This window comes from Sphingobacterium sp. UBA6320, from assembly GCF_002440335.1.
Classification (GTDB): Bacteria; Bacteroidota; Bacteroidia; order Sphingobacteriales; family Sphingobacteriaceae; genus Sphingobacterium.
Genome location: NZ_DJTA01000006.1, coordinates 23,231 through 42,227, shown reverse-complemented (window position 1 = coordinate 42,227; position 18,997 = coordinate 23,231). Strand labels below are relative to the sequence as shown.

15 protein-coding genes and 1 tRNA gene are annotated in these 18,997 nt (G+C 35.6%); 11 read left to right on the top strand and 5 right to left on the bottom strand.

What is annotated here, in order from left to right:
* Positions 1–134: 134 nt before the first annotated feature.
* Positions 135–205, top strand: a tRNA-Cys gene (locus tag B3P23_RS02230).
* A 32-nt stretch (positions 206–237) separates the two neighbouring features.
* Positions 238–417 (top strand): hypothetical protein, encoded by a 180-nt coding sequence (locus B3P23_RS02225; RefSeq protein ID WP_045754327.1) that lies wholly within the window; start codon positions 238–240, stop codon positions 415–417.
* Between the two features lie 42 nt (positions 418–459).
* On the opposite strand, the gene B3P23_RS02220 is transcribed toward B3P23_RS02225, so the two are convergent.
* Entirely contained in the window at positions 460–1,176 is a 717-nt protein-coding gene (locus B3P23_RS02220; RefSeq protein ID WP_293924183.1) for a copper homeostasis protein CutC, read from the bottom strand.
* A 366-nt stretch (positions 1,177–1,542) separates the two neighbouring features.
* Here B3P23_RS02220 and B3P23_RS02215 point away from each other — a divergent pair, with 366 nt between their 5' ends.
* From B3P23_RS02215 to B3P23_RS02190, 6 genes are all read left to right on the top strand, one after another.
* Complete coding sequence (locus tag B3P23_RS02215) at positions 1,543–1,947, top strand: hypothetical protein (RefSeq protein WP_293924181.1); 405 nt, start codon at positions 1,543–1,545, stop codon at positions 1,945–1,947.
* A gap of 65 nt (positions 1,948–2,012) precedes the next feature.
* A complete protein-coding gene (locus tag B3P23_RS02210; RefSeq protein ID WP_248755834.1) occupies positions 2,013–2,306 on the top strand; it encodes a Smr/MutS family protein in 294 nt (97 codons plus the stop codon).
* Positions 2,307–2,358: 52 nt separating this feature from the next.
* Entirely contained in the window at positions 2,359–3,030 is a 672-nt protein-coding gene (locus B3P23_RS02205; RefSeq protein ID WP_248755833.1) for a response regulator transcription factor, read from the top strand.
* Positions 3,031–3,098: 68 nt separating this feature from the next.
* Positions 3,099–4,382, top strand: a complete 1,284-nt coding sequence (locus B3P23_RS02200) for a sensor histidine kinase (protein ID WP_293924178.1) — start codon at positions 3,099–3,101, stop codon at positions 4,380–4,382.
* 69 nt (positions 4,383–4,451) lie between these two features.
* Positions 4,452–4,883 carry a PepSY-like domain-containing protein gene (locus B3P23_RS02195; RefSeq protein WP_248755831.1) on the top strand — a complete coding sequence of 144 codons (432 nt, stop codon included), beginning with the start codon at positions 4,452–4,454 and terminating at the stop codon, positions 4,881–4,883.
* Between the two features lie 13 nt (positions 4,884–4,896).
* Positions 4,897–5,352, top strand: coding sequence for a PepSY-like domain-containing protein (locus B3P23_RS02190; protein WP_248755830.1), 456 nt, complete (start codon positions 4,897–4,899; stop codon positions 5,350–5,352).
* 43 nt (positions 5,353–5,395) lie between these two features.
* Here B3P23_RS02190 and B3P23_RS02185 read toward each other — a convergent pair whose 3' ends face one another.
* Positions 5,396–6,397: a 3-keto-disaccharide hydrolase gene (locus tag B3P23_RS02185; protein WP_293924175.1), complete on the bottom strand. Its 1,002-nt coding sequence runs from the start codon at positions 6,395–6,397 to the stop codon at positions 5,396–5,398.
* Between the two features lie 277 nt (positions 6,398–6,674).
* Here B3P23_RS02185 and B3P23_RS02180 point away from each other — a divergent pair, with 277 nt between their 5' ends.
* Positions 6,675–7,820 (top strand): calcium:proton antiporter, encoded by a 1,146-nt coding sequence (locus B3P23_RS02180; protein ID WP_293924173.1) that lies wholly within the window; start codon positions 6,675–6,677, stop codon positions 7,818–7,820.
* Between the two features lie 91 nt (positions 7,821–7,911).
* Here the strand turns inward: B3P23_RS02180 and B3P23_RS02175 are convergent, their stop codons facing one another.
* The 3 genes from B3P23_RS02175 to B3P23_RS02165 are packed head-to-tail and all read right to left on the bottom strand — an operon-like array spanning position 7,912 to position 15,119.
* Entirely contained in the window at positions 7,912–10,380 is a 2,469-nt protein-coding gene (locus tag B3P23_RS02175) for a phosphocholine-specific phospholipase C (protein WP_293924171.1), read from the bottom strand.
* Positions 10,380–11,879 (bottom strand): SusD/RagB family nutrient-binding outer membrane lipoprotein, encoded by a 1,500-nt coding sequence (locus B3P23_RS02170; RefSeq protein WP_293924169.1) that lies wholly within the window; start codon positions 11,877–11,879, stop codon positions 10,380–10,382. The genes B3P23_RS02175 and B3P23_RS02170 overlap by 1 nt, the downstream gene beginning before the upstream one ends.
* Before the next feature lie 12 nt (positions 11,880–11,891).
* Positions 11,892–15,119 carry a SusC/RagA family TonB-linked outer membrane protein gene (locus B3P23_RS02165; RefSeq protein ID WP_293924168.1) on the bottom strand — a complete coding sequence of 1,076 codons (3,228 nt, stop codon included), beginning with the start codon at positions 15,117–15,119 and terminating at the stop codon, positions 11,892–11,894.
* Between the two features lie 223 nt (positions 15,120–15,342).
* On the opposite strand from B3P23_RS02165, the gene B3P23_RS02160 reads away from it, so the two are divergent.
* Positions 15,343–16,737: an aminopeptidase P family protein gene (locus tag B3P23_RS02160; protein WP_293924167.1), complete on the top strand. Its 1,395-nt coding sequence runs from the start codon at positions 15,343–15,345 to the stop codon at positions 16,735–16,737.
* A gap of 16 nt (positions 16,738–16,753) precedes the next feature.
* A complete protein-coding gene (locus B3P23_RS02155) occupies positions 16,754–18,922 on the top strand; it encodes a S9 family peptidase (protein WP_293924165.1) in 2,169 nt (722 codons plus the stop codon).
* Positions 18,923–18,997: the final 75 nt, after the last annotated feature.

Below are 18,997 nucleotides of genomic sequence, written 5' to 3'. Positions count from 1 at the left end.
AAAATAGTAAATAACACAAAATAATTTTCAAACAAAACAGCTTGATAATGATTTATTTAAAAAATAATTGCACAAGAGTCTTTTTTAATCCAAATATTAATTTTACTTTTGCATTCCCCTAGGGGAACAAATAGGGTCGGATGGCCGAGTGGCTAGGCTGAGGTCTGCAAAACCTCCTACAGCGGTTCGAATCCGCTTCCGACCTCGTTTTATTGAACAATAAAAAAATTTATCAAAATGGGAGTTACACGTTTAAAAAGAAAAGATAGAAGAAATAAAACTACTTCACGTGTTGAAGTTCAGTTCTTAAGTTTAGGTAGTAATGTTGAACTTGGTTCAAGATCTAAAATGAAGAAATCAAATCAAATCGTTAAAAACGATGCTATCTTAAACCAATTAGTTTCAGAAGCTAAATAGGTTAAAAAAATATTAAGAACAATAGCGTTGTAAATTACAACGCTATTGTTTTTTAAGGATGTCTACCAATTGGTGGACTTTTTCTTTTGATGTCATGTATATAGGTTCATTCATCCCTGCCACCTCCATTCTATCATAAGACATTTCTGAAGAGACCGTCTCTTTTGCGGAGCTATGTATTGCAGTCGCTCCAGTTATCTTTAAGATCATTTCGATATTATGACTGTCTACCCCGGCACCGGGCATAATAACAATTTTTCCGTTAGCATATTCGACCAATTTTTTAAGCAGCTCAACTCCATTCTCTGCTTTATTCTTCAATCCAGATGTCAATAGACGATCAATTCCCAATTCTATTAAAATAGCTAAAGAAGACATTGGATCCGCGCACTTATCAAATGCTCGATGAAAGGTTACATGCATAGGTCTTGCAGCATCGGCAAGAGCTTTTGTTCGCTCAAAGTCAACTGTTGCATCTCTATTCATTACTCCTATAACAACGCCATCGCAGCCTATCTCTTTACAAAACCTGATATCAGCTAGCATTTCTTCAAATTCCAAATCAGAATAAACAAAATCACCCGCTCTAGGACGAATAAGTACGTGCATGCCAATATTAATTAACTTTCTAGTTTGAACAATCTGACCATACGAAGGTGTCGTCCCACCGTTTTCTAAGTTTTGACAAAATTCAATCCTTGTAGCGCCTCCTTGCGCCGCATGTAGAGCTGACTGGGGTGAATTTGAGCATATTTCCAATTGATACCCGTTTATACTAATTTCTCTTCCCATATAGTGTATATATCTTAATCTCAAAACAGTTGAATAAAAAGGGAGAAAATTCAATCGAACTTTCTCCCTTTTTGTATTTAAGCACAAAATCCCAAATATGCTTAAGTAATAGATGTAGAGTCTTTCGTTAAAACAATTCCTCAATTTATTTACGCAACAAATGTACAATAAATATTATTTATAATATATGTTACCACTACAGTATATAGGAGCTATTATATCGTAAAATATTAATTATGAGACAACAAAACATTTACAATATTAATTTGTTTGTTTATATTGTAATAAAAAATGATATAAATTTTATTTATCTTGATTGAAAAAAGGCGTAATATGTCAATCGTATCAAAAGATTTTGAAATTCAAGAAAATCTCATTGTACTCATTGAAGATCTTCAAAATAACATTTATGATCTAAGAGATCGTATTGCTGACTACACCCATTTATATAATAAGACACGTCATACAGCTGTCGAGTGCGAAGTGCAAAATGAAGAAATTGCAGATATAATTGGCAAAAAACATCATTCTTTATATCATAAGATGAAATCACTTAATTATCTATTGGAAATTATTAATGATTATCGTGATTGCAATGGTATCTTCCAAGATCAACATGATATGATTATTCAAGTACAAGAAATCATGTTCGATTATGCTGAAAAGGAACTCTATGAAGAAGCTGCCACAATAAAAAAATGGTATGACCTAATTTATGTAGCTATTTATATACAGTAAACGAACTGATGACTTTATTTGTTAGTTCGTTAATCGTACTTTTGCTCGAATACAAATAGAGCTACATGAAAAAACCACCTGTACAAATAGATTTACATGCCGAAGCCTTCTTATCCGACTGGCAAGATTATGCTGCAGATGAATTAGCAAATGAATCATTGATCTATATGCGTGACATGTTAGATGCTGCTATATATTGGGATATGCCAGAAATAAAATTTGTACACGGTAAAGGTAAAGGTATTCTAAAAAAATTGGTATACGATGAACTAAAGCTTTATAAAGATCAGAAAGTCATATCGCATTTTCACCCAGCTTACCATAATGAAGATATCGTAGTGGTAATTATTGGATTTTGATTCCTAATTCTTTCCCAATTTGGATATTACTTTTGTACCATAATAAGTGTATATGAAAATATTATTGATTGAAGACGAAGCTGCTTTAAGTCAAGTTATTATGCAATCCCTTCTTGCCGAAAAATATCTTGTAGAACAAGCTTTTGATTATCAAACTGCCCTAGGAAAAATAGCTATTTATACCTATGACTGTATTTTGCTAGATATTATGTTACCAGGAGGTTCAGGTTTGCAACTTTTGGAGAAAATAAAAGAACTCGGAAAAGATGAGTCTGTGATTATCCTGTCTGCTAAAGACTCAGTAGATGATAAAGTAAAGGGTCTAGAACTAGGAGCAGATGACTATCTTGCTAAACCTTTTCATCTAGCAGAACTGCATGCAAGGATAAAATCGATCATACGAAGAAAAAATCAAAATGGCGATGATGTGATAGTTTATAAAAATGTAGCAGTTAACACTACCGACAGAAGTATACAGGTGAATAACAAACTAGTAAATCTAAACCGAAAGGAGTTTGATCTACTCTATTATTTCATCATAAGACCCACTAAGCTTATTCAGAAAAATAGTTTAGCTGAATCAATTTGGGGAGATCATATTGATCAAGCTGACAGTTTAGACTTTATCTATTCTCAAATTAAAAATTTAAGAAAAAAGTTGAAAGATAATCATGCAGAAATTGATATTCAAGCGGTATATGGCATTGGATATAAATTGATTTAATACAACCGAGTGAAATTAACATCATGATGTAGTACAATCAGCGCTCCCTATTATAACAATTTATTTTGATGAAAAAATCTCTCAAAAATTATACTTTACGCTATATCACGATTATCATTTTGATTGTAATTGCGGTATGGGCTACATTATTTTATGCCTATATAATTGAAGAGGTATATGATAATGTAGATGATGGTTTAAAAAATCAAAAAATTGAAATTATTCGTGCAGCCTATCAAGATGAATCGATCTTAAAAACAGATACTTTTGGAATCAATCAATTTAAGATTACAAAATCAAACGTTAAAAAGAAGCATCTAGAAAAAAGTACGTTCAGGAATGAACTTATTTATATGCCATATGATGATGATATGGAGCCCTACCGTGTACTAACAACCTATTTCTACGGTAAAGATAATCAACTGTATCATTTAGAAATTCGTACTTCTACTGTTGAAGAAGATGAGTTAAAATACGATCTTGCAACCGCATTGATCATCCTTTATTTCTTGATCATAATCAGTATATTTTTACTCAATACGTTGGTATTCTACCGAGCTTTTAAACCCTTTTATCAAATACTGGATAAACTAGAACAATATCAGTTTGGAAAGATTAGAATATCCGAACCCATTAAAAGCAATGTCCGAGAATTTAACCTATTGGATACAGAGATTGATAAAATGTTAGATCGTAATGAAAAAATATTTAAACAACAAAAGCTATTTATTGAAAATGCCTCACATGAGCTACAAACCCCATTAGCTATAAGTACTAATAAACTAGAATTATTATTAGAAGATGAAGAATTAGCTGAGCATCATTTAATCACGATCAGTGAAACCAAGGAATCACTAGAGCGTATGATCAAGTTGAATAAAGCATTACTTATGCTATCCCGCATTGAAAATAATCAATTTGAAGCTATTGAAAAAATAAACTTTAATTCATTGATCCATGAGATCTCTGAAGAGCTTACAGATTTGATGAGTTTCAAAGGAATTGATATTCAGATCAATGAACATGGTACATTTACAATAGATTTTAATGTAGACTTAGCTAAAATTCTATTATCCAATTTAATGAGGAATGCGATCAATTATAACAAATCACCATCTGGTCTCATTAAAATTGAGGTTTATCAACATCAATTTACAATTGCTAATACCGGTAAAGGCAAAGCACTAGTGGCAGAGCATATTTTTGACCGCTTTCATAAAGAAAACGATGCTGTAAATTCGAATGGATTGGGACTTTCTATCGTTAAAACAATTATAGAAACAAATAAAGATATAAACATAAGTTATTTATATTCAGAAAGTTTACACATTTTTAAAATACACAAACTATAATTCCCAATTCTTTACCAAATCGTCTACGAACTTTGTTATAAAATAAAAGGAGTATTTATTATGAACAAAATGAAAACAATAGCTATCATCGCATTAATGGCGTTATCGACATTTGGATTTGCACAAAAAAAAGTAATCAACAACAACCAATTACCAGCAAATGCGCAAACATTCATTAAGAATAATTTTGCGATTAATCAAATCAGCAGTACAATTGAAGAACAAGAAAGTTTATTTTCAAAGGAATATAAAGTTATTCTTAACAATGGTACAGAAATAGAATTTGATAAATCTGGAAATTGGGAAGAAGTCGATGGCCACAAGATTGCCATTCCTTTAAAAATTGTACCTAGGACTATTCAAAATTATGTGGCAAAAAGTTTTCCAAATACACAGATCGTAAAAATAAAAAAATCATTACGTAAATATGAAGTAGAGATTTCGAATGGACTTGAGTTGGAGTTTAATAAAAAGGGGCAGTTTACTAAAATAGATGATTAATTAAAACTAAAATATGAAAAAGCTAATTTTAACATGCACAGCTCTACTTGCATTTGCAATCATTGTGGTATCATGTGACAAAGATGATGATCATCAAGTCCCTGCTACATCTTTACCAGCATCAGCATCAACATTTCTTAACACCTTCTTCAAAGATGTCACCATTCGAAAAGCTGAGAAACAAACTCCTACTGCAACAAATAAAACCGCTTACAGTGTAGAGTTAGCCAATGGAATCGAAGTTGATTTTGATCAAGAAGGTAATTGGAAAGAGGTAGAATCCGACAATGATACCGCTATTCCAACAGGTTTTATCTCATCTACGATAGTCAGCTATGTGGATACAAATTATAGAACAGCACAAATCAGTGCCATCGATAAAGTTACTGCTGGATTTGAAGTCGAATTAACAAATGATGTCGATTTATTGTTCGATCCAAGTGGTCAATTTGTGAAAATAATCTTATAAAAATTAAAAGCCTCTTTCTACCGAAAGAGGCTTTTAATTTTTTTTATTTCTTAGCCGGTATAATCTTTATTTTTCTAAATTCTACCGGAGCATGATCTCCCTGTAAATATATAGGTCCTGGTTCGCCCTCTTTACTGTCCAATGCGCCCCCTGTAATACCTGGAATTTCTTGATTACTTATGACAGTCTTACCATTTGCGACAATAGTTACCAATCTTCCGACCAATGTAACTTCATATTTCTGCCACTGATCCGGTCCTAAAGTAGCCATTTCATTTGGAGCTAAAAAACCATAGATACCGCCAAAATAAAGACTTCCAGGATGCTGATCCTTAGGACTATCTTCTATTTGCAATTCATATCGCCCTCTCAGATAGATACCCGAATTTCCCCCTGATGTATAACGAAATTCTGCTTCCAGTTTAAAATCTTCAAATTTTTGATCCGTTACCAGATTAGCTCCCGCCTTTGCATTCGTCAAGACACCATCTTTCACTGACCAATTATTCTCTCCACCAATGGTTTTCCAACCTGTCAGATCCTTACCATTAAAAAGCTCAATAGCCTCTCCCCATTGAACAGTTCCTGTACGATTTAAATAAGGTGCTTTTTCACCTGTAAAGTTATAGCTAACACCTTTATTAGTCGTCACAGTACCTTTAATACCTGTAGCTGTTAATTCGCCTGCAATCACAAAGTCCCCTTCGCCACCTTCCCATTGTGGTGGTATAGCAAATGAAAATTTTCCATCCTCCAGTTTGACATGTGAAACTGGACGAGCGCTGCCACTATCGCCAACATAACTCCCCACTAAGGTATTAAATCCAGATAGTTTTACTTCAATCCATGATGGTACGACCTTTCCATCTTTGTCCACATTTAAATCCCAACGACCGATCAAATCTTTTGCTCTTTCTGGCACGACTTGTTTAGCTGGATTATGTTCTACTTCCGGTTCTTTTTTTTGATCTGCAGTTTGACATGAACTTACACTTGCTCCCAATAAGCAAAAGAGAACACTATATTTTAAACGATTTGTTAACATAGTTTTAAAGAATTGTGACAATGGTTTAGATTTATTATGATAATTATCAAAACGAATATACTAAAAATATCAAGTAATGAGTCGAATAGCTAGGAATCAAAACAAAAAAATTACCAACACATCCTTGAAAAATAATAAGATGAAGTTGTGATACAATAGAAATTGCGCTTTGCCCATAAAACAAATAATTCCGCTATTTATAGTTTTTATCAAATGTTAAAATTAATCCCACTTTTAGTAAAGATATTTGTATCAGTAATTTATATACCGCAGCAATATGAAAATAATACTGAATACAAAAACAATTATCCGACTACTCATCATATGGATTATTGTCATTGGACTGATGCTCTTTGATCAACAGATTTTTAGGACAACATTTTCTCCAATAGCAGCATTTACTATATTCATAGTTCTTTTAGCTACGATTTTGACCGCCTCATTTGGCGTAGTAAAAGAAGCTGATGAGCTTGCGCATAAGTTAGGTGAACCTTTCGGTACTCTTATCCTTACGCTCTCTATTGTAACGATTGAAGTCGTATTGATTGCTGCTGTTATGCTTGGTCCAGCAGAATCTCCGACAATCGGAAAAGATTCAATCTTTTCAGTCATGATGATTATCATGAATCTGGTGGTAGGACTCTGCATATTACTTGGAAGTGCTCAATACAAAGAACAGGAATATAACGCTCAAGGGACATTGTCATATTTTTCAATGATCGTAATACTTGGAGCTACTTCACTCTTACTCCCTAACTTTATACAAGGAGCAGGCAATGGTTCATATACTACTTTACAAGCGATATTTATATCAACTATAACTATACTCGTGTACATGGCATTCCTTTATTATCAATTAAAAGATTACAGCCATTTATATGTACAGCCTGAAAAAGGAAAGCTTGAAATTGAGTATCCCAAACAGGATCAAAATCCTATACATGATGATAGCTACAAATCTCAAAGCAAAAAAGAAATCTGGATTCGATCGGCTCTTCTTATTTTAATGATTTTACCAATAGTATTACTTTCGCATCAAATGGCTGTGGTGGTTGATTACGGAATAGCTACAGCAAAACTTCCAGTAGCACTAGGAGGAATACTTATTGCTATCATTGTATTTACCCCAGAATCTATTACTGCCATCAAAGCGGCAATCAACAATGAATTCCAAAGAAGTATCAATCTATGCCATGGCGCCTTTGTTTCGACCGTTGGATTGACAGTTCCTGCAGTTCTACTCATCGGGCTTTTAAAAGGAAAGTTGGTTTTATTTGGTTTAAGTGGCACAGAGACAATTTTATTCACAATGACGCTCTTACTAAGCTTGATCAGCTTCTTAGGTAAGAGAACAACACCTATTTTAGGTATCATTCATTTAGCCCTATTCGCCATCTATATGATGCTTGTTTTTAATCCATAAAAATAGGTTCCGTTCAAAAAATTGAACGGAACCTATATTGATTTACGCTATATACCCTACTATGTGTCCCTACAACATATATTCATACGCGCTACGAGCGATTAACAACATTTCCCATTAAGGGATCGGTTTTACTTGGCTTCCCATTTTCAATATGTCCTGCAAATACAAATAATAACTCAGGGTCTTCTTTACAAGTTACCTCCAGATCATACCAGCCATGGCTTGGGGTGAAGTCAAGTATTTTCGAATTTAAAAACGATTGCCCTATAGCAAAGGATTCAAAGCTGCCATACGATCTATCTCTGATTAAATAAGTATAATAATTATTAAGCTGTTTCAATTCCAAAGCTATTGCATCCTTTTTTTGATACTGTCTAACCACAATCGCATGCGGCCTTTCTTTATGTAACTTAAACATGCGGTAAAAGCCGTTAGGTCCATGCACCTCCATTTCGACATGATTGTCTTTCAATTGATCCATATTCCAGACATATTTTAACGGTTCATCTTCTTTGACCGCAAAATTCCAAACCTGACCGACTCCCAACGATCCATAATTCATATGTCCTCTTACTTGAAAAGGAACTCCGATTTTCTTCTTTGATTTAACAGGAACTGTAGTCTCAAAAGTAATTTCAAAACCATTATTGTCCAACTTGGCGTTGACATCCAATGCATAAGGCAATGCGCATGCAGACTTGATACCTTTCTCTTGAATAACTTTAATGGAATTGAATATACCATTTTCACGAATTTGCTCCAATTCAGAAGAATGCACCTGAACAAAATCTGTTGGCAATTTCTTTGATCGTGCTGTATATACACGCGCTACATATTCATCTCGATTGACAGTAAGTAAAGAATCATGAGAAGTATCACTCGCCTGACGAAATACAGACGTTAGATCACCACAGATCATTCTTCTCCATGAAGAAATATTTGTTTCTTTGATAAGTTTTCCAGTTTTTTTCTTTAGAAATTGTTCTAAAAACTGTAAACAAGATGTATGGTCGAAAACTTCCGAATTTACCCATCCACCTTTAGTCCAAGGTGAAGCAATTACTAACGGAACCCGAAATCCTAATCCTATTGGACTCTCCAGCTCAGAATCCATTTTCCCTGTTCTTTTACGCTCCTGTTCTTTAGTGACGTACTCATCAGCCGTATGAATACCTACGGCAGTCTTACCTGACTCTTTATTCCCTTCCATTGGCGGGACAAATGGTGAAATATGATCAAAATATCCGTCATTTTCATCATATGTCAAAATAAAGATTGTTTTTTTCCAGACCTCAGGATCCTTTGTCAAAATATCCAATGCTTCTGAAACATACCAGGCTCCATACCAAGGAGATCCAGGATGATCAGAGAAACGACATGGAGCTACCAACCACGATACAGTAGGTAATTTCTTTTCTTTGACATCTTTACGAAATTGATAAAATACATCTCCTGCAGGAACATCAACTTCCTGCTTGCCTTGACCATCATCATAGACCAATTTTTCTACCCGATGATAATCAGGATCTCCCACATTAGTTACAAAAGCTTTTTTATGAATCTCCTGATGTAGCTCTGATAACTTTGCGAAATTCTCTTTTGAAAAACGCTGTAAATCTTGTTTTAGATCCTCGATGTGCTTCTTTAGCTTGAATTCTTCAACTGTATCTTTTAAATCGATTACCTCTTTTTCCAACTGGTTCAATTTATATTCCATCCAAGTACGGTGTGCAGGATGATAACGTACACCGTATTGTTTGTGAAATTCCAGATTATTATCGGTAAAGTTAGCTAACCAATCCTCTTCCTCTCCTTCAAATCCTACGGGGATACTCAGTTCATTTTGATATACTTTCCACGATACTCCAGATTCCTCCAAGCGTTCTGGATAAGATTTCCAACTCACATCTTTGTAATTGATCTGTCCATTATCCACATGGGCAGTTGATTCTGGATCACGTGGATTTTCACGAACTGTTCCTGTCCAAAAATAGGACCGATTAGCACTTGTCCCTGTCAAGGAAGAGCAGAAATGCTGATCGCAGACCGTAAAAGCATCTGCAAATGCATAATAGAACGGTAAATCTGCCCGGTTGTAATAGCCCATCGTAAGTGGCATAGCTTTATAATCTTTAATACCTGAACTTTTAGCTTCCAGCCAATTGTCCATCCGACCACCATTACGAGCTGCAACCATATCTCGCCAACCATGCGGCAATGAACCCATCCAAGTAGATTTACTATTAACAATATCCAAATGAAAAGGAGCAAAATATTCTCCTTTTTTATTTCCCTGTACCCACACAGGAAGACCATTAGGTAATTTTAGTGCTCGAGGGTCATTAAAACCACGCACCCCTTTAAGAGTACCAAAGCAATGATCAAATGAGCGGTTCTCTTGCATCAAAAAGACAATATGCTCCGCATCCATATAGGTTGATCCCGCTGGTGCTTCAATTGCTAATGCGCGTTGAATTGATTCAGGTAACCAATTAACGACAGCTGTAGCGCCAGCCAATGCTGACGTTTTTTTTATAAATTGTCTTCGAGATTCCATTATTTCAACCACCAAGTCTGTAAGTTTATATTATCATTTCCAGCAAATTGACGTTTAATTGCTTCAGAGACTTGCACTGTATTATTATTGTATTCATCCTGAGGATACATCCAACGATAAGCTATCTTTACGTTATCGGCTTTAAGTAAGCTTGGATAACCTGTTCTTAAATGATCAAAATAGGCGGTATAGCCTCCTTGATGAAAAGAACGTAAGTACTTTTGCATTAGGATACGTTCCAGCTTTTCTTCCGAATTATTTGCGTTATCCAAATTAACCAATTTTTGTGACAAATAACTCTCTACACGAGTTGCATCAACATAAGCATTTAAATTTTTGGCATAATTCTCATAAAATTTAAAAGATGCCTTGATGCCATTCACATAACATTCTTTATCATTCCCTGTAATCCATCCTCTTACTATTGCCTCAGCAATGATAAATTGTAACTCCGAATATCCCATTAAAACCAGAGGTTCGGCAGTTGGATCTTTATAAAAGCGCTCGTGTACCTTAGACAATTTGCCTTTTACAGCTTTTTCATTGACTTCAGCATAAGGTACAATTGGATCACCTCCTTCGTAAGAACTAAAATCATCTAGTGCCTTACCAGCTTCTTTTCCTAAACGTGTTTGCGTAGCCAAAACAAATAAGCGTGGATCTTTATGAGCCTGCAATCGCTGGATAAATGTGGAGTCCATGTACATACCCGATCCATAACCACTAGAATTGAATTCAGGATACCGATTGCCTTCTTGATTTAAAAAAATTAGCTGTCCATCATCAGATCCTGCGGCATTGGTGATCAAAGTCTCTCCATTATAAATCTTTGCAAACTCAGATTTGATATCTACAGGAAAGTCAGCACTTTTACGTGATAGCGTAAGTAAAACTTTCAATCGAAATGAATTGATCAGCTTGCGCCATTTTTCAGAATTTCCTGCATAAATAATATCTCCATTAATTGGGTTATTATTTGACTTTAATAAATTATTAGCTTCGTCCAATTCTTTCAAAATTCCAACAAAAACCTCTTTTTGAGTATCATACTTTGGGATGTATAAAGAACCATTTTCTCCTTTTGTCGCTTCCGAATACGGAATATCACCAAAAGTCAAAGTTAAATTATAGAAATAATAAGCCCTGAAAAACTTAGCTAAAGCAATGTAATTAGTCGTCCCAATCTTTTCAGCTTCTTCAATCATCTTGGTGACGTTACGCAGAAAACCATATTGCTCAAAACTTCCCCTCTGCCAGTTATAGATTTGATTAGCATTTTCACCATCAGTCTGCACAATCATTTTTAATGCATATAAAGGAGAAGTACCATGCCAAGTACGAAAAGCATCCCATTCCACCTTGGTCAACAATGCCTGCGGATGAGTGATCAATGCTTCGTTAGGATTATTATTAACATCTGTCAATTTTTCGCATGACTGTAATCCTGCTCCTGCAAACAGAACCAACGCAAATATTATATGTTTGAAAACAAGTTTCATATTATGAATCGTTTAAAATTTAAAATCAAGAGATAAACCAATATATCGTGTAGATGGATCTTGAAGATTACCGTCATTTCCTACTCCAAAATCAGGATCTAGGTAGGGTACTTTTTTCCACATAGCTAAGTTGTAACCAAATACAGAAGCATCTAAAGCTTTCAGATGTTTTAATTTGAATATTTTGTTGACATCATAACCAACAGATACTCTACGGAGTTTAACAAATGAACGATCAAATACATTGGCAAAGAGTTTATTTTCTGCTTCTGTGACACGGGCTTGATATGGGTAGTTTTGACTCCAAGCCTGCCAATCAACAGCCCGAGTATTTTGGGCGTAGGTACGCGTATCAGAAGTAATATTACCATTGACATCTCTGGTCAGTTCACCACCTGTGACGATTACGCCTTCAGGTACATAAATAGGTTTTCCAGCATCATATTCTTCTTGTCTATACAGTACAGAAGAAGGATGTTTCCCTCCCCACCACATCTTTTCGATTGTAGTCGAATTCATGACTCCTCCAATAGATCCATCGACATCTATATTCACCGTAAAATTCTTGACCTTAAATCTATTAGCAAAACCAAATTGCCAATCGGGTTGAAAATATCCTAAATATTGCGGAAATGGATTACGGATTGGCATACCTGTATTGGCATTAAGAACCAACTGTCCATCGGCCGACTTCTCCCAGACAGTTGCATAATAACTATCGGCACGATCACCCTTTTTTAAGTTCCCCATTTTAGGTTGGTCATTGTATATCTCCTCCAATCTCCTTACTGCTCTCGACCAATTAACAGTTGAAGTCCACGAAAACTGTTGCTGTTTTACAATATTACCTGTCAGAGAAATCTCTAATCCTTTTGTACGGTACTTATTGCCATTAACTTTACGTGAGGTAAAAGCTGTAGCTTGTGATATACTTAGATCAATGATTTGGTTTTTATCGACAACGTCATAATAAGTTACATCTGCTGACAATCTATTTTTAAATAATGAAAATGCCGCACCAACTTCTAAAGAATTAGATTGTTGTGGTAATATATTAGGATTTACAATACCGGCAGGATAAGTCACAGAAGGTGTTGAACCGTATGTCACATCTTTTTTATAGGTAGCTAAAATGCTGTACGGATCTAAATCTGATGAAACTGATGCCCATGAACTGTATAATTTAATAAAATCAATTTGTTCCGGTAGTTTAAAGTAGTCAGACACTACAGAACTTAACGATACCGAAGGATAGAAAAAAGATTGATTCTGTTTAGAAAAAGTAGATGACCAGTCATTACGTCCTGAAAGATTAAGATAAGTTGATTTAAATAAATTCAAATTTACCGTCGCATAGGCACTACGAACTACTTTTTCATTAAATAAACTTTCAGCTTTGGCAGGTCCTTGCGTATTTCCTAAACTATAAATAAATGGAACCACCAATCCGTCTGTCGTTTGGTACAATTGTCGATATGTCTTTTTAAAAGTTGAAGCCCCTGCATTTAAGGTCAGTGCAAACTGATCTGAGAACTCCTTATTGTAAGTGGCCAAAACATCAGCATCAAAATTTAACTGGTTGCTATCCCAATTTTTATAATCACCATTTCTTGAATCACCGTAGTTCATATAAGACTTAGGACTCTGCATATCCTGAAAAACATTTTTTTGTCTAGCTGAAGCACGGCCCTTTAATGTGAAATCGGGCGTCACGCGCCAAGTTAATGCTGTCTGACCTTGCAATACGTCTTGATCATATACTTGATTAAGTTCGTAAGCTGCAAAATAAGGATTATTATACCATGCATAATTGTAATTTGCTTGACGATACCCTTCCTGCCCAGGAATATAGTGATGTTCATTGAGTTCCTTGCCATTGACATCATTTCCCATCCACAATAAGATGGTATACATATGGTTTTTAGGACCATAGTTATACCGAGGATAATTAGGTGATTTTACTTTATTATAAGATAGATTCAAATCCAGCTGCAATTCTGGTCTAAAGCGAAAAGAGGTGTTTAAATTCAGACCTCCCGTTGTCAGTTTTGTATTCGGCACCTGCCCTTTTTGAAAGGCATATTTTCCAGAACCAAATATGCTCACCTTTTCAGAACGGTAAGATACGGTCGCATTATTTTCTGTAATCAGACCTGTTCCTAAGAAATCTTCCAAATTATTGTGCGACACCCAATCTGTTGGTACTCTTTCATAACGTGACTTATCATCGTATTTCGTACCTTTCACGTCACCCCACCATGGCGTCACTTCACCTGTCACCTTATCCCGGATCGGACTGTTCCATTGCGGAACTTTAAGTCCTGCATTGAGCTTTGGACCCCATGTCATATCACCATCAGAAATACCTCCATCCGCTCCATCCCAAAATTCGTATTTACCATTTGATCCACTTCCAAATTTCTTTTGTGATTCAGGAAAAACGGTAAATCCTGCAGAAAACATATTGGTGGTACCAAAAGAAAACTCTAAACCTTCATTCTTAGCACTTTTTGTAGTAATTAATATAGCACCATCCTTACCTCTTAATCCGTAAAGTGACGAGGCAGCTGTACCTTTCAACACGTTGATGTTTTCAATATTTTGACTCGGTATATCAAAGAAATCTGTCTCTACCGGAATACCATCGACGACGATCAATGGATTTTTACCACGCAATTGAAACGAAGGAGCTTGGAAGATACCAGTCGGATTATTCACAATTAAACCTGAAACTTGACCCGTCAGCGCTGTACCGATGTTCATCGTTTTCGACTCCTTTAGGACATCCATTTTCACCTCTTGAGTTGCATATCCAATTTGCTTTTTTTGCTGTTTGATACCAATAGCTGTTACCACTACTTCATCCAATTTAGATGCATCCTTTTCTAGAACTATATCTAGACTAGTGTTTCCTGCCTCTACAAACTGAGTTTTATAACCCAGAGAAGAAATCCGAAGTCGATCACCAGCTTTCCCTTTAATAGCAAAATTTCCATTAAACTCTGTTCTAGTACTTTGTTTATTCGTTTCGTTGACGATAGTACCCCCATCTACTGGATTACCTTGTTGGTCACGGAGCACTCCTTTAATGAGTTCCTGATCTATAACAGTTCCCATGTACGTATGAGAAGCAATTTTGTTTGCCCAAACCATTTCTGTCTGCATCGCATATAAAAGTGCTGCACAGAGTGTCATTTGGGTACTTTTCTTAATTAAATTTAATGAGTATGGTTTCATCATGCTGAGCGATTTGGCGCAAAGTAATGACATGCATATTAACGAATAATGAAATCTGTATTAAGTTTAAAAGAGTAAACTAAAAACAACAATGTCTTAACATTGCAACCTCTTATTAACATTTTAGAACCGTAAAGTAACATATTAAAAAAAATAGCGCTTACGTATGTTTTTGTTCAAGTGTATTTTCATAGATTTATACTTAAATACAAAAAGATTCCCAATCATGTTTGAAAAAGATATATACATCAAAAGAAGAAATGAACTTAGTTCTAAATTTACATCCGGGCTACTTCTGCTTTTAGGAAATATTGAAAATCCAATTAATTTTGAGCACAACACCTACCCTTTCCGTCAAGACAGTAGCTTTTTATACTACATCGGGATTAAAAGTCCAAAGCTAGCTGCAGTTTTAGATATTCAAGCGGGTGAGACGGTATTGTTTGGTGATGAAATGACTATAGATGACATCGTATGGATGGGACAACAACAGACTTTAAGGGAAAAAGCACAATGGGTAGGAATCGCATCAGTTCGTCCTTTTCATGAGCTCCAACCGTATTTGGAAAAAGTGGTTAAAAATAATAATCAGGTACATTACCTACCTCCTTATCAAGCGCACAACAAGTTATTGCTGCAGCACTTATTAGGCTTATCTATTGACCAGATCAAACCATCGGTCGACATGATACAAGCCGTCGTAACACAGCGCAATATAAAAGCAGCGGAAGAGATCGCAGAATTAGAAAAAGCGGTGGACGTAGCTGTTGAGATGCATCGTCTAGCTATTAAAATGACTAGACCAGGTATGTACGAATATGAGATAAGCAATGCAATTCAACATCTCGCACAAAATAGACAAATGTCATTCTCATATCCTCCCATTGTGACCAAACATGGAGAGATATTACACAATCATATCCAATATCATAAAATTAAAGCTGGTGATATACTACTTAATGATTCTGGTGTCGAAACTGCTCTAGGATATGCGTCAGATTTAACACGATCATTTCCTGTAGGAAAACGATTTAACCCGCTACAAGAAGAATTATATGCTATTGTTTTAAATGCCTTTAAAACTGCTGAAGCAGCATTAAAGCCCGGGGTTGCTTTTAAAAACATCCATTTAAAAGCCTGCGAAGCACTTGCTGAAGGATTAATCCAGATTGGTTTCATGAAAGGAAACGCGCAAGATGCCGTCGCGGCACATGCCCATGCTTTATTCTTCCAATGTGGTTTAGGTCATATGCTAGGACTAGATGTACACGATATGGAAGATCTTGGCGAACAATATGTGGGATACACCGCAGACGAGCCAAAAGACACCAAAACCTTTGGCATAAAATCTTTACGATTAGGAAAAAAATTAGAGGCAGGTAACGTAGTAACAGTAGAACCCGGCATCTATATCATCCCCGAACTTACTCAAATGTGGGCACAGCAAAATTTACATCACGAATTTATTAATTACGATCTGCTCAATAAGCACCTTGACTTTGGAGGTATCCGCATAGAAGATAATTATGTCATCCAAGATTCGGGATATCATCGTCTTGGAAAATATTTGGAACGAGAAATCGATGAAATATATGCATTAAAAGATTTAGGTACAGACTAAAAAACCAAAATAAGAAATGAAAAAACTACGTATTATATTCTTTTTCACACTATTGTGTTATATCCCAAACTTGCTCCTGGCGCAGCGACTTTGGACTGAAGATGGTGGTCATTATTATGAATTTTCTGACAATGGAATCGAGATTGTCAACCCAATAAATGCACAACGCACGATTTTTTTACCAAGTGTAGCACTCGTACCCAAGGGTCAATCGGCTGCATTAAAAATAAGTGATTTCTCCATTTCACCAGATAAAGAGCATATTTTACTTTATACCAATAGCAAAAGGGTATGGCGTGAAGAAACCAGAGGAGATTATTGGGTTTATCAAAAAAAAACAAATCAATTGATCCAACTTGGAAAAACATTCCCTCCTTCTCAACTCATGTTTGCAAAATTCAATCCTCAGGGGACAAAAGTGGCTTATGTTAATAAATCCAATCACAATATTTATATTGAAGATCTTGCAACTGGAACCATAAAACAAATCACAAAAGATGGAACAGACCGCATCATTAATGGAACATTTGACTGGGTGTATGAAGAAGAGTTTGGATGCAAAGATGGTTTTCGTTGGTCTCCGGATGGAAATGCGATTGCCTACTGGAAACTTGATGCTAGTACGATACGCAACTTTTTAATGATCAACAATACCGACAGCATCTATTCTTATACGATACCTATCGAATACCCAAAAGTCGGGCAATCACCTAGTGCATGCTCTATATGGACTTACCAATTAACAACAGATGCGACGACATCTATACAAGTTCCTGGAGATGCTATTCAACACTACATTCCCCGTATGGAATGGAGTTTGGATAGCAAACAAATAATATTGCAGCAACTTAATCGCAAACAAAACGAAAGTAATATTTACTTAGTCGATGTCGCAACTAATACCCCTAAGAATATTTATACTGAAACAAGTGATTCGTGGATAGATATCAAATCACGATGGAATAATAATGACCCATCAGGTTGGGATTGGATTCAAAATGGCAAAGCTTTTATATGGGTTTCGGAAAAAGATGGCTGGCGTAAAATATATCAAATTGACCTCATGGGCAATGAAAAATTGATTACAAAGGCAGACTACGATATCATCAATCTAAAGTTAATGGATACCAAGGGGGAAACGATCTACTTTAGTGCATCGCCTACTAATGCCACACAAAACTACCTATATTCAGTTTCGACTAAAGGTGGTACACCAAAAAGATTAACTCCAGCAGGATATGCAGGCACTTGTCAATATGATATCGCTAAGAATGGAAAAATAGCCATATTCGACTTTAATAACCACAAAGAATATAAAAGAAATGCGGTAATCGAGTTGCCCAATCACAAGACATTGGTCGATTTTAATGAGTCTTTAATCAAAAAATCTGAAAATGGTATCGCTGAATTTTTTAAAATAACGACGATCGATCATATAGAATTAGATGGTTGGATGGTCAAACCACTTGATTTTGATCCAAATAAAAAATACCCTGTTGTATTTATGGTATATGGTGAACCAGCATCTCAAACTGTCCTTGATAACTTTGGTGCTGGTATGAATCATTTATATCAAGGAAGTATGGCTAAAGATGGGTATATCTATATATCCCTAGAAAACCGGGGTACACCTGCGCCAAAAGGCAGTCAATGGCGAAAAAGCATCTATCGTAAGATTGGGCAGCTCAATATTAGAGATCAAGCAATGGGCGCCAAAGAAATTCTAAAGTGGCCGTATGTCGATAATTCACGCGTCGCAGTATGGGGCTGGAGCGGCGGCGGATCTAGCACGCTAAACCTTCTGGGGCAGTATCCTGATATTTACAAGACAGGAATAGCTATTGCGGCTGTAGCAGATCAGTTGTTATATGACAATGTTTATCAAGAAAGATATATGGGATTACCTCAAGAGAATTTAGCAGACTTTCAAAATGGTTCACCTTTAAAATATGCAAAAAACATCAAGGGTAACTTACTTTATATCCACGGCACTGGAGACGACAATGTTCATTATCAAAATGCCGAAGTTCTCATCAATGAGTTAGTTAAAAACAACGTACAGTTTCAATTGATGTCCTATCCAAACAGAAGTCATTCTATTAATGAAGGAGCTGGAACAGCTCTACATTTAAAAACTTTGTTTACCAACTATTTAAAACAGCACTGTCCTCCAGGTGCGAGATAAGACACATAATTCTAAAATAAAAATATTCCAAAAAGTAGATATCTGTAGATATCTACTTTTTTTAAAGTCATGTAT

What these genes read in the sequence shown, in the direction of transcription:
- B3P23_RS02210 (WP_248755834.1), top strand. Translation starts at nt 2,013, where the DNA reads ATGAAAAAACCACCTGTACAAATAGATTTACATGCCGAAGCCTTCTTA.
- B3P23_RS02190 (WP_248755830.1), top strand. Translation starts at nt 4,897, where the DNA reads ATGAAAAAGCTAATTTTAACATGCACAGCTCTACTTGCATTTGCAATC.
- B3P23_RS02160 (WP_293924167.1), top strand. Translation starts at nt 15,343, where the DNA reads ATGTTTGAAAAAGATATATACATCAAAAGAAGAAATGAACTTAGTTCT.
- B3P23_RS02155 (WP_293924165.1), top strand. Translation starts at nt 16,754, where the DNA reads ATGAAAAAACTACGTATTATATTCTTTTTCACACTATTGTGTTATATC.
- B3P23_RS02175 (WP_293924171.1), bottom strand. Translation starts at nt 10,380, where the DNA reads ATGGAATCTCGAAGACAATTTATAAAAAAAACGTCAGCATTGGCTGGC.
- B3P23_RS02195 (WP_248755831.1), top strand. Translation starts at nt 4,452, where the DNA reads ATGAAAACAATAGCTATCATCGCATTAATGGCGTTATCGACATTTGGA.
- B3P23_RS02215 (WP_293924181.1), top strand. Translation starts at nt 1,543, where the DNA reads ATGTCAATCGTATCAAAAGATTTTGAAATTCAAGAAAATCTCATTGTA.
- B3P23_RS02170 (WP_293924169.1), bottom strand. Translation starts at nt 11,879, where the DNA reads ATGAAACTTGTTTTCAAACATATAATATTTGCGTTGGTTCTGTTTGCA.
- B3P23_RS02180 (WP_293924173.1), top strand. Translation starts at nt 6,675, where the DNA reads ATGAAAATAATACTGAATACAAAAACAATTATCCGACTACTCATCATA.
- B3P23_RS02185 (WP_293924175.1), bottom strand. Translation starts at nt 6,397, where the DNA reads ATGTTAACAAATCGTTTAAAATATAGTGTTCTCTTTTGCTTATTGGGA.
- B3P23_RS02200 (WP_293924178.1), top strand. Translation starts at nt 3,099, where the DNA reads ATGAAAAAATCTCTCAAAAATTATACTTTACGCTATATCACGATTATC.
- B3P23_RS02225 (WP_045754327.1), top strand. Translation starts at nt 238, where the DNA reads ATGGGAGTTACACGTTTAAAAAGAAAAGATAGAAGAAATAAAACTACT.
- B3P23_RS02165 (WP_293924168.1), bottom strand. Translation starts at nt 15,119, where the DNA reads ATGATGAAACCATACTCATTAAATTTAATTAAGAAAAGTACCCAAATG.
- B3P23_RS02205 (WP_248755833.1), top strand. Translation starts at nt 2,359, where the DNA reads ATGAAAATATTATTGATTGAAGACGAAGCTGCTTTAAGTCAAGTTATT.